Genomic DNA, 18,865 nt, shown 5'->3' on the forward strand with positions numbered 1-18,865 from the left:
AGATTCTTCCTTTGTCAGAAATCGAAGATTCGACGTAGTCAATGACATGCATCGAAAAAATAATTTAAAATCAGGTGATCAGTTGGCTCTGTTTTTTTCATCAAACTTTACATTGCGGTCCATTCCTTTTACTTTTTTATTTCCGAAAGTATAGGTTGCAGATACCGTAAGTCTTCTGGCATCATAATAATTATTGTACGAATGAGTTCCGGTTGTATAATAGATTTCACCCAGACTTTTCCCTTGCTTCAAAATATCAGAAACAAACACATTCAGCTGAAGACTTCTTTCCATAAAGCTCAGTTTCAGACCCGATGTAAAATTGCCGGCAAATTTCATATATGAATTTCCGGAATTGGAAGGCAGACGGAACCAGTAATTTAAGATCAGCTGTATCGTTTTGCCTGGGTTGAGTGATATATTATTCTGAAAATCGAAATCATAGCTGTTTCCTTTTCTGGAAAGGGCATCGGTTGCAAAAACGTCAGTATTCATATAAGAATAATTGGCCGAATAATTAGCTTCCCATTTTTTGAAAAAAGTATCGGAATAATTAAGAGAAATGCCCATGCTATTCTGATTATAATAATTTTCAAAAGTGCTTACCCTGTTTTCCCCTTTCAGATTAGCCAGCTGACCAAACGCTTCCACTGTTCTCTGAAAATAAGCGGATGCCGATAATTTTCCTTTATAAACATAAGAAAGTTCAAAATTATGATTAATGGAAGGTTTCAGGAAAGGATTTCCTGTGAAATAGGAATTGATATTGATGTACCAGCGATACGGATTAATCGCACGAAATCCCGGTCTGTTGATCCTTTTGGAATAATTCAGGCTGAAAGTATGATTTTCATTGCTTTTATAGCTGATATAGGCAGTAGGGAAAAATTTCCCATAAGAGTTTTCGGTCTGCTGTCCGGAAGTTAAAGAATTCCCATTGACTACAGAATACTCATACCGTAAACCCGCTTTTGCCGACCATTTTTCGTTGAATGATTTTTCAAAACTGATATAAGCTGCATAATTTTTTTCATTATACTCAAACTCGTTACTTTTCAGTGGATCTGTAATGTAGTCTCCATTTGTTAAGTTCTGATAGAATATACTAGAGTTATTATCAAAATTTGTGAATTTCACACCTGTTTCAGTCTTTACGAACTGGTAAGGCAGTGTAAGATCTGCCTGTCCGGAATAAATTTTATAATCCACCATTGAGGGTGATTTTACGACAAATCGGTCGCCAGAACTTTCTCTAGTCGTAAAATCAATGGTCGTTTCCGGAGTATTGGAAAAATAATTTCCTGTAATGCTCAGTTTATTATCCTGTTTCCCGAATTTCAGATCATAATAAGCACTGGCAGTATGTTGTCTGCTGGTAGCCCTGTGCTCTGCATAAGTAAGTAAGGTATTGGTATAGCTGCCATTTTGAAAATAGTCCGAAGTATTGGTGATATTCATATTGGAATGCCCGAATCCGAAATCATAAATAAATCCGATATTAGACTTCTTCCCCAGCTGATAATCCAGACTTAAGTTAGCTCCAAGACCATCTCCGAAATCACTTCTGTTATCATTACTTTTAAGACCATCTGCACCTTCTATCCAATAGTTTTCATAAGAGTGCTTTTTATTTTTATTTTGTCTTAATTTCAATGAGGTTCGCAGTTTTTCATTCTGATAATTCAATGTCACACTGTTTGAATGTCCGGTATAGGTCTGCTGCTGAAGGCTGGAGGTCAGGCTTCCACTCCATCCGATATTCTGATTTTTCTTTAAAACAATATTGATCAGGCCGCTGTTTCCCTGCGCTTCATATTTGGCAGGAGGAGAAGTAATGACTTCAATTTTTTCTATATTTTCGGATCTGAGGCTTTTCAGGTAAGTAACCAGCTCAGCATCTGACAAATTCAGAATCCTGTCGTTGATCATCACTGCTACTCCACTTTTGCCAACAATGGAAACTCCGGTATTGTCATCAACTTTTACCAAAGGCGTTGTTGCAAGAGCATCCACGCCATCCATTCCCTGTGAAGCCACCGAATTGGAAACGTTGAAAACCAATCGGTCAGCTTTTCTCTCAATCAGTTTTTTTCTGGCAGTAAGTGTAACCCCTTCAATCTGTTTTTCATTCTTTTTTTCAATAAAAAAATCGTGTTTTACCTCACCATTTACCATCAGCTCCTTACTGGATATTTCTGCACCGTCCTGGATAATCTTAATATTATAGCTCCCGTTTTCTGAAAGCTTCAGTGAATAGTTTCCTTTTTCGTCTGAAATAGCGGTCTGTTTTTTCTGATCTTTTACAGCAATCACCTCAACATAAGGAACTGCATTTCCGGTTTGGGTGATCTTCCCTGTTATTGTCTGGGCAAATGCAGCTGCCGGCAATAGCATGATTACAGCAAGTAATATCTTCTTCATGAATGATAATAGTTTTCTATAAGACAAGCTAGACTTCTGTTTTATTACCTCTGTTTTGCTGTTTTTCAATATCTTCGCCTTTATAAAATCAGAACATGAAAAAAGGGCTTATAGCATTTTCTTTATTTATTACTCAGATCATTTCCGCACAGAATTACTCCCAATATGTGAATCCTTTTATAGGAACCGGAGGCCATGGCCATACTTTTCCAGGGGCAATCGTTCCATTCGGGATGGTACAGCTTTCTCCGGATACAAGAATTGACGGAAGCTGGGACGGATGCAGTGGATATCATTATTCGGATTCCGTGATCTATGGTTTTTCTCATACCCATCTGAACGGAACCGGAGTTTCAGATTATGGAGACATTATGCTGATGCCTACGATGGGAAACCCAAGTCTGGACAGTAAAAATTATTCCTCAAAATTTTCGCATAAAAATGAAAAGGCTGCTGCCGGATATTATGCTGTTAAATTAGATAAACATAATATTGGAGTACGCCTGACAACGACAAAAAGAGTTGGTCATCATGAATATACCTTCAATAATGCAGGTGATGCCAATATTATTTTAGACCTCAACCACAGAGATAAACTTCTTGAAGGGGAAGTAAAAATCATTGATGATAAAACCATTGAAGTTTTCAGAAGAAGTGAGGCCTGGGCTACCAACCAATATATCTACGCCAGAATTGAATTTTCAAAACCTATGAAAATTTCCAAGAAAGAAGTCAACGGAAAACAGGAAACTCATCTTTTTACCGGAACAAAGCTTGCACTGGCATTTTCAACCGGTGTTAAAAAAGGAGAAAAAATTAATGTAAAAGTTTCTATTTCTCCCACAGGATATGAAGGAGCTGGCAAAAATATGCTGGCAGAAGGACAATCAAAGGATTTTGATGCTGTAAGAAAACAGGCAGAAGCCAATTGGGACAAAGAGCTTTCAAAAATTGAAGTGAAGTCTGATGATAAAAATAAATTAGCTGTTTTTTACACCGCTCTTTATCATGTTTTCACACAACCAAACATCAATATGGATGTTGACGGAAAATACAGAGGCAGGGACAACAAGTTATATAATGCAACCGGTTTTGATTATTACACGGTCTTTTCACTTTGGGACACCTTCAGAGGCGCTCATCCATTAATGACTTTGATTGACAGAAAAAGAACTGCAGATTTCATTAACACTTTTATCAAACAATATGAACAAGGGGGAAAACTTCCGGTATGGGAACTGGCATCCAATGAAACAGAATGTATGATTGGCTATCACTCCGTTTCTGTAATGGCAGATGCTATGGCCAAGGGAATTCAGGGGTTTGATTACGAAAAAGCTTTTCAGGCTGCAAAAGGTTCTGCAATGCAGGACATTTTTGGATTGAATGCTTACAAGCAGAATAATTATATCAGTATCGATGATGAGCATGAAAGTGTTTCCAAAACTGTAGAATATGCCTATGACGACTGGTGTATTGCTCAAATGGCAAAAATTTTAGGCAAAAAAGAAGATTATCAGTATTTCATGAAGCGTTCTCAAAACTGGAAAAATCTTTATAATCCTAAAACAGGGTTTATGCAGCCAAGAAAGAACGGAAACTGGTATGAACCTTTTGATCCTAGAGAAGTCAACAATAATTATACAGAAGGGAATTCATGGCATTATTCTTATTCCGTACAGCAGGATATTCCGGGACTTATTGCAGCTCATGGCGGAAAAGAAAAATTTGAACAGTTCATTGATGCCATCTTTTCCGCTCCGGATAAAACAACTGGAAGGGAACAGGTAGATATCACAGGATTGATGGGACAATATGCTCAGGGAAATGAGCCAAGCCACCACATTGCTTACCTGTACAATTTTGTAGATAAGCCAGAAAAAACAGATGCTAAAATAAAATATATCCTTGATAATTTTTATAAAAATACACCTGACGGATTGATTGGAAATGAAGACTGCGGCCAAATGAGTGCGTGGTATATTCTAAGCTCTATGGGAATTTATTCCGTTACCCCAGGATTACCGGAATGGGAAACGACAATACCTTATTTTGATGAAATCAAGCTTCATCTGGAAGATGGTACGACAAAAACCATTACTAAAAACACCAGCAGAGCAGAGCTTAAAAAACTTGGTTTCGAAAATGTGAAACCTGTTAAGGACTTTAAATATGCAGAACAAACAGCTTCGCCCGTGATCGCAGCTGACAGAATCTTTGATTTTTCTACCAAAGTTGAGATCTCCCCACTGAATCCAAATGACAAGGTATATTATATGACCATGGATGAAAGCGACAGCAATAAAAGAAAGACTTTCTCTACTTACAAAGGGCCATTCTCCATCACAAAGACTACTCAGGTAATGGCTTATGCCGAAAGAAACGGAGAAAAAAGTTCTGTAACCACAGCCAATTTCAACAGAAGACCAAATTATTGGGACATTAATATCATGTCTAAAGTGACTCCACAGTACAGCGCTACCGGAAAACTGGCTCTTATTGACGGAATCAGAGGTGATGTCAACTGGAGGAAAGGTGAATGGCAAGGCTATCAGGGGCAGAATTTCGAAGCAATCATTGATTTCAAATCTCCTCAGCAAATCAAGTCATTATCTTCCACCTACCTTCAGGACAGCAGAGCATGGATTCTGATGCCTAGAAAAGTAGAATATTACGCTTCCATGAACGGGAAAGATTTTATTCTTCTGAAAACGGTTGAAAGTGATATTGATGCTAAAGATGAGAAGGTACAGGTCAAAGATTTTTCTACTGAAATTCTTCCTACCGAAGCGAGATATATCAAAGTAAAAGCCTATTACTTCGGAAAACTTCCTGAATGGCACCAGGGAGCAGGAGGAGATGCTTATATTTTTATTGATGAGATTTCTGCAAAGTAAGGAAGATGGAAGAGTGAAGCTGGAGGTTTCTATTTGCCAGATTACTTTTTAAAAGTTGGCTTGTAGAAATTTTAGATTTAAAAAAAAATTAATAAAATAGACTGATTTTAATCCTTAGTCTTTCAGAAGCTTTCTTCTTCCAGCTTCCCATCATAAAAAATCGGCCTTCGAAAATTCGAAGACCGATTTTTTATGAATTCATTCTTTCCGACCATTGCAGAACTTCCGGAAGTTCCATATCAGAAAATTCTATGTGGATCACTCTCCTTTTCTTTCCGTTGGTTGTCCGGTTAGAACCGTGAAGCGTTAAGGGTTTCATGATCATAATTCCGCCTTTTTCAACATTACAGATTTCTTCTGTTTCAATCGTCCAGTCGATGGTTTCCGGTCTGTAAATACCTTTTGCGTGAGACTTTGGAACTACTTTCAAAGCTCCATTATTTTCGTCAGTATCGTCCAGATGGATTCTTACAGTATAGATATTTTCCAAAATATTTAATGGAGGCTGTACTGCAAACTGATTCTTTTTAGTTGTCCATGGACCGAAATCAGGCAGATCCAGTTTTTTATCTACAGAAATTGTCAGATCCTGATGATAAGCTACATACCAGTTGGAGGTTTCAGGCTTATCAAAATAAATACTTTTGACCACAAAATATTTTTCTCCGAAGATTTCCTTAACCACTTTCTGAATATTTTCATTAAAAATCAGGTCTTTAATTTCCGGAACTTCTTTTAAAAACTGTCTTATAGCGAAAAGATCTTCAGACTTTCTGAAATTCTCTTTTGAGGTATCTATATGCTGCAGAACATGGTTTATTTCTTCAAGTTCTTTCTGTGAAAATACATTATTGATAACAGCAAAGCCATATTCAAGAATATGGCTTTTATTGTTTTTTAAGTTTTGTAAACTCATTGATATATTTAAATTTTGTCTAATGGCTCTGTCAATTGTCCTTCCCATTTGGAAACTGCAGAAGTGGCCAGTGTATTTCCTAACACGTTGGTCATACTTCTTCCCATATCACAGAAATGGTCAATTGGTAAGATCAAAGCAATTCCTTCCGGTGGAATACCAAACATAGAACAGGTTGCCACAATAATTACCAGAGAAGCTCTCGGAACACCTGCAATTCCTTTTGAGGTAAGCATTAATACCAATAGCATGGTGATCTGCTGTCCAAGGCTCATTTCGATCCCATAGATCTGAGCAATAAAGATTGAAGCAAATGTCATATACATCATACTTCCATCCAGGTTGAATGAATATCCTAAAGGTAAAATAAAGGATACTACTCTGCTGTTACAACCGAATTTTTCAAGCTCTTCCACCAATTTCGGGAACACTGCTTCTGAACTCGTTGTAGAGAAAGCGATCAGTAACGGTTCTTTAATTCTTTTTAAAAGGTCAAAAAGACGGTTTCCTAAGATAAAATAACCTACCAGTAAAAGTACCAGCCAAAGAACTGCTATAGCAAAGAAGAAATCTCTCAGATAAATAGCATATACTTTAAAGATTTCAAAACCATTGGTTGCCACTACTGCTGCAATAGCTCCCAATACTCCCAGTGGAGCAAACCACATGATATACCCTACCATTTTAAGAATTGCGTGAGCGATGATATCAAAAAGCTTTACCACAGGCTTAGAATACTCTTCTCCTAAATTCGCAAGTGCAACTCCAAACATCACAGCAAATATCACGATCTGCAATACTTCATTGGTAGCAAAGGCTTCAAATAAACTTTTAGGAATCATATGCTTTACAAAGTCTTCCATGGAGAAACTTTTACTGCTTTTAAGAAGTTCATCAGCAGAAGATACGTCCTGAATCGGTAGTTTTGTGACATGTCCCGGCTCAAGCCAGTTAACAAGGATTAACCCGATAAAAAGGGAAATCAGAGAAGCGGAAATAAACCAAAGCATTGCTTTTGTTCCTACTCTTCCAATCATTTTAATATCACTCATTTTGGCAATCCCCACTACTAATGTCGTAAAAACCAAAGGAGCAATAATCATCTGTACCAATCTGATGAAAACCGTTCCCAACAATTTTATGTTCTTAGCAAAAGGTTCCGCATTCTCAGGATATTTCACATGTACAATACCTCCGATTCCTACTCCAACAAGAAGGGCAATGATAATTGCTATAAAAAGTTTATTCTGTCCTTTCATATATATAGTTCAATTTGCGCAAATATAATGGTTTTTCAATTGGCAGAAGATTTTCTTCAATGTGGATTAATTTTACATTAAGTTTTTAATCCCTAAAAATTAAAAGCCTGGTTTAGAAAATATTGTAAAAAAATTAAAAAACATTTATTGAATTTTTATTCTTTTGGTACAAATTTTATTATTACATTTGATTGTATAACAACATTAATAAATATACAATATGAAAAAAACTATTGCAATGGCTGCATTAGCTGTAGCTGTATCTTTCGGTGCTATTTCTTGTAAAAAGAAAGTTTCTGATGCCGACCTTCAGACTCAGGCTACAACGGTAGTAACTTCTAATCCCAATGCTTCTGTTGAAGTAAAAGAAGGTGTAGCTCACTTAAGCGGTACTTTCGCAGACCAGCAGTCTAAAGACGCGATGATCACAAAATTAAAAGCGATCAACGGAGTAAAAGACGTAATGGATATGTCTACTGTAGCAGCTGCTCCTGCCCCTGCCCCTGTTGAAACTTCTTCTGCTGTAGATCCTGCTGTTCAGAAAAAAGTTCAGGATGCGGTGAAGGATTTCCCTTCTGTAAAGGTAGAAGTTGTAAACGGACAGCTTACTCTTACAGGAAATGTTTCCGGCCTGCAGGCTAGAAAAATCAAAGAATCTGTAGATGCTTTGAAAATCGGAAAGTATAACAACAACCTAATCGTAAAATAATTTAAGATGAGCGAATTACAAGATAAATATTCAAGCGTAGTTTCAGCGGCACAGTCTGCAGGGATCGCCAATCTTCAGGTTCAGGAGCAGGACGGAATTCTTTATGTTTCCGGAAATGCTTCCAACACCGCGGCTAAAGATGCTGTATGGAATGCTTTAGGAGCTATTGATTCTACTTATTCTGCTTCAGATATCAATATTGATGTACAGGTTGCAGGTCTTACTTCAGGAGCTTCTTTAACAGTAGCAACAGAAGATTCTAACCTGAATATCAGACAGGAACCTTCTACTGAAGCTGCCGTAGTAGGTAAAGCAGCTAAAGGTTCTTCTGTAACTTTAATTGAGCAGACTTCTGATGACTGGTGGAAAGTGAAAACTGATGACGGCCAGGAAGGATATGCTTATTCAAGATATTTAAGAGCATAATTTTTATTAAAAAATAATAAATTTTCACAAAAAAAGCATAGAAACATCCCAACTTTGGGATGTTTTTATATTTTTACGGCTCTGAAAAAAAAACTAATGAAGAAAACTCTGCTGCTATTGACTTTGATGTTCACAGTCATTATTCTGCACGCCCAAAAATTACACATCGATGGAAAAATATCCGATTCTGAAAAGAAAGCGATAGAAAATGCCACCGTTTATCTTTTGAAAGAAAAAGATTCATCCATTGTCAACTATACAGCAACCAATAAAGAAGGTAAATTTTCTCTGAAGATAGACGATGTAAAAGAACCTTCCATTCTTAAAATTGATGCTGATAAATTGTCGTCCTATTCAAAAAAATTTGATAAAATAGATCAACCCCTATCCTTAGGAGATATTCAGCTTGAAAAACAAAGTATTGTCAATAATATTGATGAGGTAAAAATCACTGCATCACCGGTAAAAATTAAAAAGGATACCATTGAATTCAGTGCAGCGGCAATCAAAGTACGGCCTGACAGTAAAATAGAGGAACTTCTGAAGCAGATTCCCGGAGTAGACATCAGCAATGAAGGAAAAATTACAGTCAACGGGAAAGAAGTGGATCAGATCATGATCAACGGCAAACCTTTCTTCGATAAAGACGGCAAAATTGCCCTGCAGAATTTACCTGCAGATATCATCAAGAACATTCAGTTTACAACAACCAAGACAAAGGAAGAAGAACTGAGCGGGCAAGCAGCCAAATCTCAGAACACTACTATCAACTTTAATATTGATGAAAAAAAGAATAAAGGGTTGCTGACAAGACTTACGGTCGGATACGGGTCAGACAAGCGGTATGAAGCAAGCGGACTGGCCAGTTATTTTAAAGGAGACACAAAAGTAAGTATTCTTGCATCATCCAATAATATCAATTCACAAGGGTTTTCCAGGGATGAAGTTTTTGACAGTATGGGGAACGGGCGGAATGCCTGGATGATGCAGGGCGGATCAGTCTCAACGGTAGGAAATGTGACGTATTATAATCAGGGAGGCAGTACAAGAGGAATTCAGCGGTCTACCACCATAGGATTGAATTACAGTGATAAAATGGGGAAAGATGCTGATCTGGATTCTTTCAGTCTGATGCATTCAGATTCTAATACGGAGACAAGATCCAAGGTTTCCAGATCTACTCTTCTACCCAATTATACGCTTCAGACCAATTCTGAAAGTAATGGAGAAAATGAATCTAAGCAATACAGTTTTGATACTTCAGTCAAAATCAAGCTGGATTCTATGACAAGTGTTTATTTTTCACCGAGATTTACTAAAAACAGCAGTTTTAATTTCAATAATTCACAATCATCTACTTTGAAGAATGGCAGCCTTCTGAATGAAAGCAACTCCTATTCAAGTAATGATTCGGAAAGCAATTCATTTAATCCTTACATCTATTTTTCCAGAAAATTCAAGAAAAAAGGACGTGTGCTTTCAGCCAATATGAACAGTTCTATTTCTGAGTCTAAAAGGGATAACCTAAGCCAATCCCAGAACACATTTTATGACCAAAACGGGATAACAAAAGATAATCGTGACCAGTTAGCCAAAAATAAAAATCAGAACAGCTCATTCAATTTCAGTACAGGATATTCAGAACCCGTTTCCGATTCGTCCAGTGTAAATTTTAAAATAAAATATGAAGCGAGATCAGCGAGGGATTTAAGGAATGTAAACGATTTTGATAATGTAACCGGAGATTACACTAAATTCAACCAGCTTTTATCGAATAATATGAAGCAGAGAATCAATCAGATTTCTCCTGAATTGAGCTATCAAATCAATAAAAATAAACTCAACTTCTGGGCTTCGGTGAACCTTGACATTTCAGATATGAAGGTAAACTCTATCTACAACGGACAGCAATATGACCTGCAGAAAAATTTCGTGTTGCCCGAATATAATCTCAACCTTTACTATCAGCTTGGGGAAGGTAAAATCTTAAGTATCTATAATTACTCTAACTTCAACATTCCGACTGCAGAACAGCTGACTCCTTATAAAGATGAATCCAATCCTTTGATTACCTATCAAGGAAACCCCAATTTGAAAAATACCTGGATCAACAATCTTTATCTGTATTTCAATAATTATAATAAAGTAAAAAACCTCAGTTACTATTTCAATATTGGCTTTACGTACAGGAATAATGACATCATCAATTTTTCTACTTATGATAATGCAGGAAAACAGATCGTTACTTATGACAATGTAAGTGGAAATAAAAGCATTAACGCCGGCGGGGGCTTTAGTAAAACCCTGAAATGGAAAAATGACAAACTGACCATTAACCCAACATTCAACATGAATTATGCTTACAATAATGGTTTTATCGACGGACAATCTTTCACCAGCAATTCATACAATCTCAATCCTGGTCTTAATCTTGTGTATGAGATCAAAGATAAAATGACGATCAAACCTTCTTACCGACTTGGATACAGCTTCTCAAATTATACCAATTATAATTTAAAAAGTATAAATACGGCCAATCAGTCATTAAAACTGGAACTTACCAATTATCTGCTGAAAGGCAATTTCGTATTTGGAAACGATTTTGAATATAATACCAACTCAAATATTGCTCCCGGCTTTAAAAAGGATTTCTACTTCTGGAATACCAGTCTGGGTTATTCATTCTACAAAAAACAGTTTACAGCAAAAGTGAAGATTTATGATGTTTTAAATCAAAATCAAAGTGTGAGAAGAACCATCACAGATTCTTATTTTGAAGACCGTGAAGATCTGATTTTGAAACGATATATCATGTTCTCTATCAGCATGAAGCTGAATAAGTTTGCCGGTAAAAAAATGCAATAACACAACACCATACTTTTATATATATATTTTTGATAATGGCCGGATCTTTCCGGCTATTTTTATGAATCCAGAGAAGATTGATCAATAACCGTGTTTTTATTTTTAAATTAGCAGCAAATTTTTTTTATGAAAATCCATATTTCAGTATTATGTATTCTTTTTTTCATTCTTGGAAAAGCTCAGAAGACGGAACAGAAAGATACTTTCGTTAAAGACAATTTCACCAAGAGAGAATTTTATATTCCGATGCGTGATGGAGTAAAGCTTTTTACAGCTGTATATATCCCGAAAGATATATCAAACAAGAACAAATATCCGTTTCTGATGCAGAGAACCTGCTACAGCATTGCACCTTATGGAGAGAGTGAATATAAAACAAAGGTAGGTCCCAACACTTACCTTATGAAAGACAAGTATATCTTTGTATACCAGGATGTGCGCGGAAGATATATGAGTGAAGGTACTTTTACCAATATGACTCCACAAGTAGAGCGTAAAACCAAAAAAGATGTAGATGAAAGTACAGATACTTATGATACCATTGAATGGCTTTTGAAAAACATCAAGGACAACAATGGTAAAGCAGGTCAGTTCGGAACATCTTATCCTGGATTTTATACTGCTGTAGGAACGTTGTCACAACACCCGGCTTTGGTAGCTTCTTCACCGCAGGCTCCTATCTCTGATTTCTGGAATGACGATTTCCTTCACAACGGAAGATTTATGTTAGGCTATTTCAGAACTTTCCCTGTTTTTGGAGTTCAGAAAACACAACCTGAAAAACAGGCCTGGTATATGGATTCTTTCATCAAACAGACTTCCGAAGACGGATTAAAATTCTACAGAGACATGGGCACCCTGAAAGAGGGCTATGAGAAATATTATAAGAATAATTTCTTCATGACAGAAATTATGAATCATCCCAACTACGATGAGTTCTGGCAAAAAAGAGGTCTTCTTCCTCACCTGAAGAATATCAATCACGCTGTAATGACTGTTGGAGGATGGTTTGATGCAGAAGATCTTTCAGGTCCTTTGAATATTTATAAAACCATTGAAAAAACAAGTCCTAAAGCTAAAAATACAATTGTAATGGGACCTTTTTCTCATGGTGGATGGTCTCAGGAACAGGGTAAACATTTCCACAGCGAAACGTATTTTGGAGACAGTATTGCAACCTATTACCAGAAAAATATTGAAACCAGATTCTTCAATCATTATCTGAAAGGCAATACAAAAGAAGATGCCGGACTTCCTGAAGCGCTGATGTATGATACCGGAGCTAAAGAATGGAAAGAATTTGCTTCTTATCCTCCTAAAAATGCTCAGAAAGTTAATTTCTATTTAGCTGACAACACCTTGAAAAAAACTTCGGGACAAGGATATTCTGAATATTACAGCGATCCTAATAATCCTGTTGTAAGCTCAGATCACCTGAAAGATTTCAATGGCTTCACTCCGAAAAATTATATGTCGGAAGATCAGAGATTTGCAGTAGGAAGACCTGATGTACTGACGTTCACAACAGATGTTCTGACTGAAGATATGGCATTTGCCGGAGAAATTATGGCCAAACTGAATATTGCATCCTCTTCTACAGATGCCGATTTTGCAGTAAAGCTTATTGATGTATATCCTGAAGATTTCAAACCGACAGAAAAGAAAGACGGTGTTATCTATGGCAATTATCATCAGATGGTAAGAAGTGAAATAATGCCTGCCAGATTCAGAAATACAAAAGAAAAAGGAGAAGCATTGGTTCCTAATCAGAAAACAGCTGTTAATTTCAGACTTCAGGATGTAGTTCACACCTTCAAAAAAGGACATAAAATTCAGATTCAGATCAGCAGTACATGGTTCCCACTTTTTGCTATCAACCCACAAAAATTTATGGATAATCCGAATTTTGCTACCAAAGAAGATTACACTAAAGCATTTATCAAAGTGTATGATGACAGCTCAATTGAGGCTGAAGTTTTAAAATAAATTGAAAAGCTGTTCGTTTGAACAGCTTTTTTGTTTTTGAAGACTTGAAGTATATTTTTTAGGTTTTGGCTAAAGCCGGATGAAGATGTTCTTTCTGTTCAAGTGTGCTGAAGCCCGCTCCTATTGATAAAAAAACATATAATAATTTATTCTTCAATTGTTCTGAAGGTCAGGTTGACTCTGGGAGATTTCACTTTTGTAGTAGGTGGAAGCCTGTGAAGCCAATTATCCTGAGTAGTTCCTTTCATAATGAGCAGACTTCCGTTTTCCAGAAATATTTCGGTCTTTTCTTTGGTCTTTTTATGTTTGAATAAAAATTTCCTTTCTGCTCCAAAGGTCAGAGAAGCAATTGCTCCATGTTTTTTCAGATCTGTTTCACCATCACTGTGGTAAGCCATTCCCTCGCTTCCGTCATGATATAAATTCAGCAGGCATGAATTGTAAGTCTCACCCGAAACTTCTTCACATTTCTTTTTTAATTCTAATAATTCCGGAGTCCAGAACTTTGCATATTTTGTTCTTTTCGAATAGGTATATTCAAAAGGCTTTTCTCCGAACCAGGCAACTTTTCTTTTAGTCAGAATCAATTTACCAAAGATCACTGCCTCATCATTTTCCCATGGAATCTGATTGAGGAGATAATCATAATAAAAATCCGATTGTTCTTTAGAAAAAACCTTTCCGTAATAATGAACGGTTCCGTCATGTGGAAGTATATTGAGAGGATAGTCTGATATTTCTTCGAACAGGCTCATCATAGTTTTTATAATTTAAATGTATTTATGATTTTTTATAGCTAAACACAAATGGCTCAAATATTTTTCACAAATGGCACTATAGATTTTGCATCAATAGAAACGGACTTTAGTCCGTTTAATCAGAAATAAAAAATCCATTGGCTTTAGCCAAAATTAACCTTTTTCAACCGCAAAAGTCACAAAGAATTTTATACTTAAGTATTTTTAAGAATAATCCCTGCATATAAAAATACACTTAAGTTTTTGAAAATATAAAATTTTCATTTTATGAACTTTAAGACAAATAATTTGAACTTTAATCCTTTGTAAAGTCTTTTGTGCCTTTTGTGGTAAAAATATGTTACGAGTACATCTGTGAACCTTCCCAACCTACGATCAACTGCTTCCTTTCACTTCCCCAGCGATATCCGCCAAGATTACCGGTAGACTGAATAACACGGTGACACGGAATAAGAAATGCGACAGGATTACTTCCAATAGCAGTCCCTACCGCTCTGGAAGCTTTTGGATTTCCTATTTTTTCAGCCAGGCTGCCATACGTTGACAGTTTTCCCATCGGAATAGTCAACAGGCTCTCCCATACTTTAAGTTGAAAATCGGTTCCTTTTAAATGTAATTTTATAGTATTGAGTTTGGTCCAGTCTTTATCGAATATGGACAGTGCGTTCTTTTGAAGAGCGTCTTGCTGCTCAGTAAAAGAAGCATTGGGGAACTTTTGCTTCAGCTCCCCGAATGCTTTTTCTTTATCGTCTTCAAAAGCCATATAGCAGATTCCTTTTTCTGTAGAAGCTACTATTATATTTCCGAAAGGACTTTCAGAAAAACTGTAATGAATACTAAGGCTTTTTCCACCATTTTTATATTCTGCCGGAGACATACCTTCTACCTTTACAAACAGGTCATGAAGCCTGCTGGTACTGGAAAATCCTGTCTCATAAGCGGTATCAAACAAACTTGCTCTTTCTTCCTTCAATAGGTTTTTGGCATGTTCAAGACTGATGAACTGCAAAAACTTTTTCGGACTTGTTCCTGCCCAATCTGTAAAGATCTTCTGAAAATGGGCGGGGCTCAAGTGAATATTCTCTGCCACTTCCTCCAAACTTGGCTGAAGCCTGAAATTGCTCTGGATATATTCTATCGCTTTAGCAATTCTGTTATAATCTATCTGACTTTGTGTGGACATCGTATTGTTATTTTACCTCACAAATTTCCAAAGAATATACGGCAGAAAAAATCCGATTCTTGTGGAATATTAGTTGTTGTTATAAATATTGTAATAAGCAAGCATTTTGTAATATAGCTTCGCCGATAAGAAAGCGGTTGGCTTAGCCATTGGAGAATCCATTAATTCCACAATATCAAATGCCACTACGTTACATTTTTCAAATACTTTTCTCAATAACTCCAGTGTTGGATACCATTGTAATCCACCTGGTTCAGGAGTTCCTGTAGAAGGAGCAATAGAAGGATCAAAAGCATCTAAATCAATTGTGATATAAACGTTTCCTGATACTTGTTCCAATACATCATTGATCCAGTTTTCGTTGTTCGCGATTTCGTGAGCAAAGAATACTCTTCCTTCCGGTAAATATTCAACTTCTTCAACATCCATAGAACGGATTCCCACCTGTACTAAGTTATGCTTCTGATTTGCTTCAAAAACAGCACAAGCGTGATTGGAAGTAGAACCGTGGAATTCAGGACGTAAATCTGTATGAGCATCAAACTGAAGAACAGTAAGATTGTCATATTTCTCTCCTACTGCACGGATAGAACCGATAGAAACAGAGTGCTCCCCACCAAAAAGAGTAAATAACTTACCGTCATTGTTCAAAAGTTCTTTTGTTTTCTGGTAAACAGCTTCTGTCATTGCTTCCGGACTGGAGTTTTCAGAAATTTCTCCTGCCAGGTATACTCCCTGAAGATAAGGTTCTGTTTGGGTTTCAATATCATAAAGCTCCATGTTTTCAGAAGCATCTAAGAATAATTCAGGGCCTTTATCAGCTCCTTTTCCCCATGTTGAAGTTCCATCATAAGGAACAGTTACCAACATTACTTTCGAATTCTCTAGCGTTGCGTTTTCCTCGGGAATTCCTGCGTATGTTTTCATATATAATTATTAATTAAAAAATTAAATGATTGAAAAATTAAAAGATTCCACAAAGATACAAAATAGTACCTGAGTTATAAATAATGAACGGTTTGTTATGAATTTTTAACCTTCCTTTCTATTTTTAAATTTTTAAACCTTTCAATGTTTAAATTTTAAAGTTATTTTTGCACAAAACTTTTAATATGTCTTTAAAAGCTGTTCTTTTCGATATGGATGGAGTAATTGTAGATACAGAACCATTACATAGAAAAGCTTATTTCAAAACGTTTGATGAATTGGAAATTGCGGTTTCCGAAGAATTGTATACCTCTTTTACCGGAGCATCAACCAAAAGAGTTTCTGAAACCCTGATCAATGAATTTAATTTAAATCAGACTTATGAATCCATTGCAGGAATCAAAAGATCTCATTTCAAAGATTATTTTTATAATGATGATGAATTTGATTTAATTCCGGGGGTAAAAAACCTAATTGAACATTATCATGAAAATGGAATAAAACTTATTCTGGCTTCTTCGGCTACCATGGTAACGATCAATATGGTTTTTGAAAAATTCGGATTGGAAAAATATTTCAGTGGAAAGATCAGCGGTGCCGATTTAAAAGAATCAAAACCTCATCCTGAAGTTTTTTTACTGGCTGCAGAAATGGCAGGCGAACCTGTTGAAAACTGTATGGTCATTGAGGATTCCACCAACGGGATTCTTGCCGCACATCGGGCTAAAATTTTCTGTGCGGCTTACAGAAGTCCACATTCTAAAAATCAGGATTATACATTGGCAGACACTGTAGTTACTGATTATGAGGAACTCGAACTTGATAAAATCTCTACGTATTTCTAAATAAAAAGCTCTCAGAATCTGAGAGCTTTTATTTTGTATATGTTTTGTCATCTGAACGAAGTGAAGATCCTTAACTTTCCTTAATTCTTAATAAAAAACTTAATGGTTAAATTTTAAAATATTAAGATATATTGAGTGATTAAGATTATTAAGATGAGATTACTTCGTCACATTCGTTCCTCGCAATGACAGATTAAGGTTTTATTTATAACCAAGAATCTTCAATATATCTTCCGGTTCCTGTTTTTCGCGGAAAATTTCATAGTGCAATTCACCGTTTTCATCCTTTTGGATCAGGACGTGTCTCGGCTGAGGCATCAGACAGTGGTGTACTCCACCGTATCCTCCGATTGTTTCCTGATACGCTCCTGTATGGAAGAATCCGATATACAATGGCTTAGTATCACTGAAAACCGGTAAATAAATTGCGTTGGTATGCTGTTCAGAGTTATAATAATCATCTGAGTCACATGTAAGCCCTCCTAAAAATACCCTTTCATAAGAATCTTCCCAACGGTTTAGCGGAAGCATGATAAAGTGTCTTGAAATCGCCCAAGTATCAGGAAGAGTGGTCATGAAAGAAGAGTCAATCATATTCCATTTTTCTCTGTCATTCTGACGCTTCTGAGAAATAATCTTATATAGATTCGCTCCACTTTCCCCTACAGTAAAACTTCCGAATTCAGTATAAATATTAGGTTCTTCCACTCCTTCTTCTTCACAGAATTTTTTAATCTGAGAAACGATCTCTTCTACCATATACTGATAGTCATAATCAAAGTTCAAAGAAGTTTTTATTGGGAAACCACCTCCGATATTCAATGAATTTACTTCCGGAGCGATTTTTTTCAAACGTGCATATACACGAAGACATTTATACAATTCATTCCAGTAGTAAGAAGTGTCTTTGATCCCGGTATTGATGAAGAAGTGAAGCATTTTCAATCTTGCATTCGGGTGTTCGGCAATCTTCTGGCTGTAATAAGGAATAATATCTTTATATCCGATTCCTAATCTTGAGGTATAGAATTCGAACTTCGGTTCTTCCTCTGATGCGATTCTGATTCCGATATTAAAGGTAGAATCGATACTTTCCGTAAGTTTATCCAATTCTCTGTAATTATCAAGAATCGGAGTAATATTTTCAAAACCATTGTTGATCATATCTGAAATATTTGTCAGATAATCATCAGTTTTGAAACCATTACAGATTACTTCAATGTTTTTATCTACTTTCCCTTTTTCGTAAAGAGACTTCACAATATCCATGTCATAAGCAGAAGATGTTTCTATCGAAATATCATTCTTCAAGGCTTCTTCCAATACGAAATTGAAATGACTGGATTTTGTGCAATAGCAGTAGGTATAATTCTTTTTATATCCGGTTTTTTCAAAAGCTTCTTTAAACCAGCTTTTGGCCTTCTGAATATTTTGAGAAATTCTCGGCAGATAGCTAATCTTTAGCGGAGTGCCAAATTGTTCAACTACATCCATCAATGGAACGTCGTGAAACAACAAATTGTTCTCAGATACATTAAATTCCTCTGTAGGAAAATATAATGTCTGATCAATAAGTTCCGAGTACTTTATTTTCATTTCTAAACAAGTGAATTAAGAAATGCAAAATTGCTAAAAAAGTTTGATTTTCGGGTGTTAAAATTATTATAATTTTA

At 36.1% G+C, this 18,865-nt stretch carries 13 protein-coding genes; 6 read left to right on the top strand and 7 right to left on the bottom strand.

From position 1 onward, the window contains the following. Window positions 1-78: 78 nt before the first annotated feature. Entirely contained in the window at window positions 79-2,421 is a 2,343-nt protein-coding gene (locus tag CHRYMOREF3P_RS08740) for an outer membrane beta-barrel family protein (RefSeq protein WP_180564413.1), read from the bottom strand. Window positions 2,422-2,516: 95 nt separating this feature from the next. Between CHRYMOREF3P_RS08740 and CHRYMOREF3P_RS08745 the strand changes: the two genes are divergently transcribed. Next, window positions 2,517-5,318: a GH92 family glycosyl hydrolase gene (locus CHRYMOREF3P_RS08745; protein ID WP_180564414.1), complete on the top strand. Its 2,802-nt coding sequence runs from the start codon at window positions 2,517-2,519 to the stop codon at window positions 5,316-5,318. 190 nt (window positions 5,319-5,508) lie between these two features. On the opposite strand, the gene CHRYMOREF3P_RS08750 is transcribed toward CHRYMOREF3P_RS08745, so the two are convergent. Together CHRYMOREF3P_RS08750 and CHRYMOREF3P_RS08755 are read right to left on the bottom strand one after the other, a co-directional pair. After that, window positions 5,509-6,234 (bottom strand): phytanoyl-CoA dioxygenase family protein, encoded by a 726-nt coding sequence (locus CHRYMOREF3P_RS08750; protein ID WP_077419277.1) that lies wholly within the window; start codon window positions 6,232-6,234, stop codon window positions 5,509-5,511. Between the two features lie 8 nt (window positions 6,235-6,242). Further along, the gene (locus CHRYMOREF3P_RS08755) at window positions 6,243-7,493 is read right to left on the bottom strand and encodes a dicarboxylate/amino acid:cation symporter (protein ID WP_077419276.1); all 1,251 of its coding nucleotides are present in this window, start codon (window positions 7,491-7,493) and stop codon (window positions 6,243-6,245) included. 220 nt (window positions 7,494-7,713) lie between these two features. Here CHRYMOREF3P_RS08755 and CHRYMOREF3P_RS08760 point away from each other — a divergent pair, with 220 nt between their 5' ends. The 4 genes from CHRYMOREF3P_RS08760 to CHRYMOREF3P_RS08775 all read left to right on the top strand — a co-directional run bounded on the left by CHRYMOREF3P_RS08760 (window position 7,714) and on the right by CHRYMOREF3P_RS08775 (window position 13,479). Beyond that, on the top strand, window positions 7,714-8,202 hold the full coding sequence (locus tag CHRYMOREF3P_RS08760; protein ID WP_180564415.1) for a BON domain-containing protein: 489 nt from the start codon (window positions 7,714-7,716) through the stop codon (window positions 8,200-8,202). Window positions 8,203-8,208: 6 nt separating this feature from the next. Next, the gene (locus tag CHRYMOREF3P_RS08765; RefSeq protein WP_077419274.1) at window positions 8,209-8,628 is read left to right on the top strand and encodes an SH3 domain-containing protein; all 420 of its coding nucleotides are present in this window, start codon (window positions 8,209-8,211) and stop codon (window positions 8,626-8,628) included. A 96-nt stretch (window positions 8,629-8,724) separates the two neighbouring features. Then, window positions 8,725-11,493: a TonB-dependent receptor gene (locus CHRYMOREF3P_RS08770; RefSeq protein ID WP_180564416.1), complete on the top strand. Its 2,769-nt coding sequence runs from the start codon at window positions 8,725-8,727 to the stop codon at window positions 11,491-11,493. Between the two features lie 126 nt (window positions 11,494-11,619). After that, window positions 11,620-13,479, top strand: a complete 1,860-nt coding sequence (locus CHRYMOREF3P_RS08775) for a CocE/NonD family hydrolase (RefSeq protein WP_180564417.1) — start codon at window positions 11,620-11,622, stop codon at window positions 13,477-13,479. Window positions 13,480-13,625: 146 nt separating this feature from the next. On the opposite strand, the gene CHRYMOREF3P_RS08780 is transcribed toward CHRYMOREF3P_RS08775, so the two are convergent. The 3 genes from CHRYMOREF3P_RS08780 to speB form a co-directional block, all read right to left on the bottom strand. Next, on the bottom strand, window positions 13,626-14,234 hold the full coding sequence (locus CHRYMOREF3P_RS08780; RefSeq protein ID WP_180565760.1) for an alpha-ketoglutarate-dependent dioxygenase AlkB family protein: 609 nt from the start codon (window positions 14,232-14,234) through the stop codon (window positions 13,626-13,628). Between the two features lie 343 nt (window positions 14,235-14,577). Further along, window positions 14,578-15,420, bottom strand: a complete 843-nt coding sequence (locus tag CHRYMOREF3P_RS08785) for a bifunctional helix-turn-helix domain-containing protein/methylated-DNA--[protein]-cysteine S-methyltransferase (RefSeq protein WP_180564418.1) — start codon at window positions 15,418-15,420, stop codon at window positions 14,578-14,580. 69 nt (window positions 15,421-15,489) lie between these two features. Then, window positions 15,490-16,347: an agmatinase gene (gene speB, locus CHRYMOREF3P_RS08790; RefSeq protein WP_180564419.1), complete on the bottom strand. Its 858-nt coding sequence runs from the start codon at window positions 16,345-16,347 to the stop codon at window positions 15,490-15,492. Between the two features lie 185 nt (window positions 16,348-16,532). Between speB and CHRYMOREF3P_RS08795 the strand changes: the two genes are divergently transcribed. Continuing rightward, window positions 16,533-17,192 (top strand): HAD family hydrolase, encoded by a 660-nt coding sequence (locus CHRYMOREF3P_RS08795; protein ID WP_077419269.1) that lies wholly within the window; start codon window positions 16,533-16,535, stop codon window positions 17,190-17,192. Window positions 17,193-17,393: 201 nt separating this feature from the next. Here the strand turns inward: CHRYMOREF3P_RS08795 and CHRYMOREF3P_RS08800 are convergent, their stop codons facing one another. Further along, window positions 17,394-18,788: an arginine decarboxylase gene (locus tag CHRYMOREF3P_RS08800; RefSeq protein ID WP_077419268.1), complete on the bottom strand. Its 1,395-nt coding sequence runs from the start codon at window positions 18,786-18,788 to the stop codon at window positions 17,394-17,396. Window positions 18,789-18,865: the final 77 nt, after the last annotated feature.

Origin of the sequence: Chryseobacterium sp. JV274 (genome assembly GCF_903969135.1) — a bacterium.
Lineage (GTDB): Bacteria > Bacteroidota > Bacteroidia > Flavobacteriales > Weeksellaceae > Chryseobacterium.

Coding starts and splice junctions, on each gene's coding strand:
- CHRYMOREF3P_RS08770 (WP_180564416.1), top strand. CDS start 8,725: ATGAAGAAAACTCTGCTGCTATTGACTTTGATGTTCACAGTCATTATT.
- speB (WP_180564419.1), bottom strand. CDS start 16,347: ATGAAAACATACGCAGGAATTCCCGAGGAAAACGCAACGCTAGAGAAT.
- CHRYMOREF3P_RS08800 (WP_077419268.1), bottom strand. CDS start 18,788: ATGAAAATAAAGTACTCGGAACTTATTGATCAGACATTATATTTTCCT.
- CHRYMOREF3P_RS08750 (WP_077419277.1), bottom strand. CDS start 6,234: ATGAGTTTACAAAACTTAAAAAACAATAAAAGCCATATTCTTGAATAT.
- CHRYMOREF3P_RS08745 (WP_180564414.1), top strand. CDS start 2,517: ATGAAAAAAGGGCTTATAGCATTTTCTTTATTTATTACTCAGATCATT.
- CHRYMOREF3P_RS08780 (WP_180565760.1), bottom strand. CDS start 14,234: ATGAGCCTGTTCGAAGAAATATCAGACTATCCTCTCAATATACTTCCA.
- CHRYMOREF3P_RS08740 (WP_180564413.1), bottom strand. CDS start 2,421: ATGAAGAAGATATTACTTGCTGTAATCATGCTATTGCCGGCAGCTGCA.
- CHRYMOREF3P_RS08760 (WP_180564415.1), top strand. CDS start 7,714: ATGAAAAAAACTATTGCAATGGCTGCATTAGCTGTAGCTGTATCTTTC.
- CHRYMOREF3P_RS08775 (WP_180564417.1), top strand. CDS start 11,620: ATGAAAATCCATATTTCAGTATTATGTATTCTTTTTTTCATTCTTGGA.
- CHRYMOREF3P_RS08795 (WP_077419269.1), top strand. CDS start 16,533: ATGTCTTTAAAAGCTGTTCTTTTCGATATGGATGGAGTAATTGTAGAT.
- CHRYMOREF3P_RS08765 (WP_077419274.1), top strand. CDS start 8,209: ATGAGCGAATTACAAGATAAATATTCAAGCGTAGTTTCAGCGGCACAG.
- CHRYMOREF3P_RS08785 (WP_180564418.1), bottom strand. CDS start 15,420: ATGTCCACACAAAGTCAGATAGATTATAACAGAATTGCTAAAGCGATA.
- CHRYMOREF3P_RS08755 (WP_077419276.1), bottom strand. CDS start 7,493: ATGAAAGGACAGAATAAACTTTTTATAGCAATTATCATTGCCCTTCTT.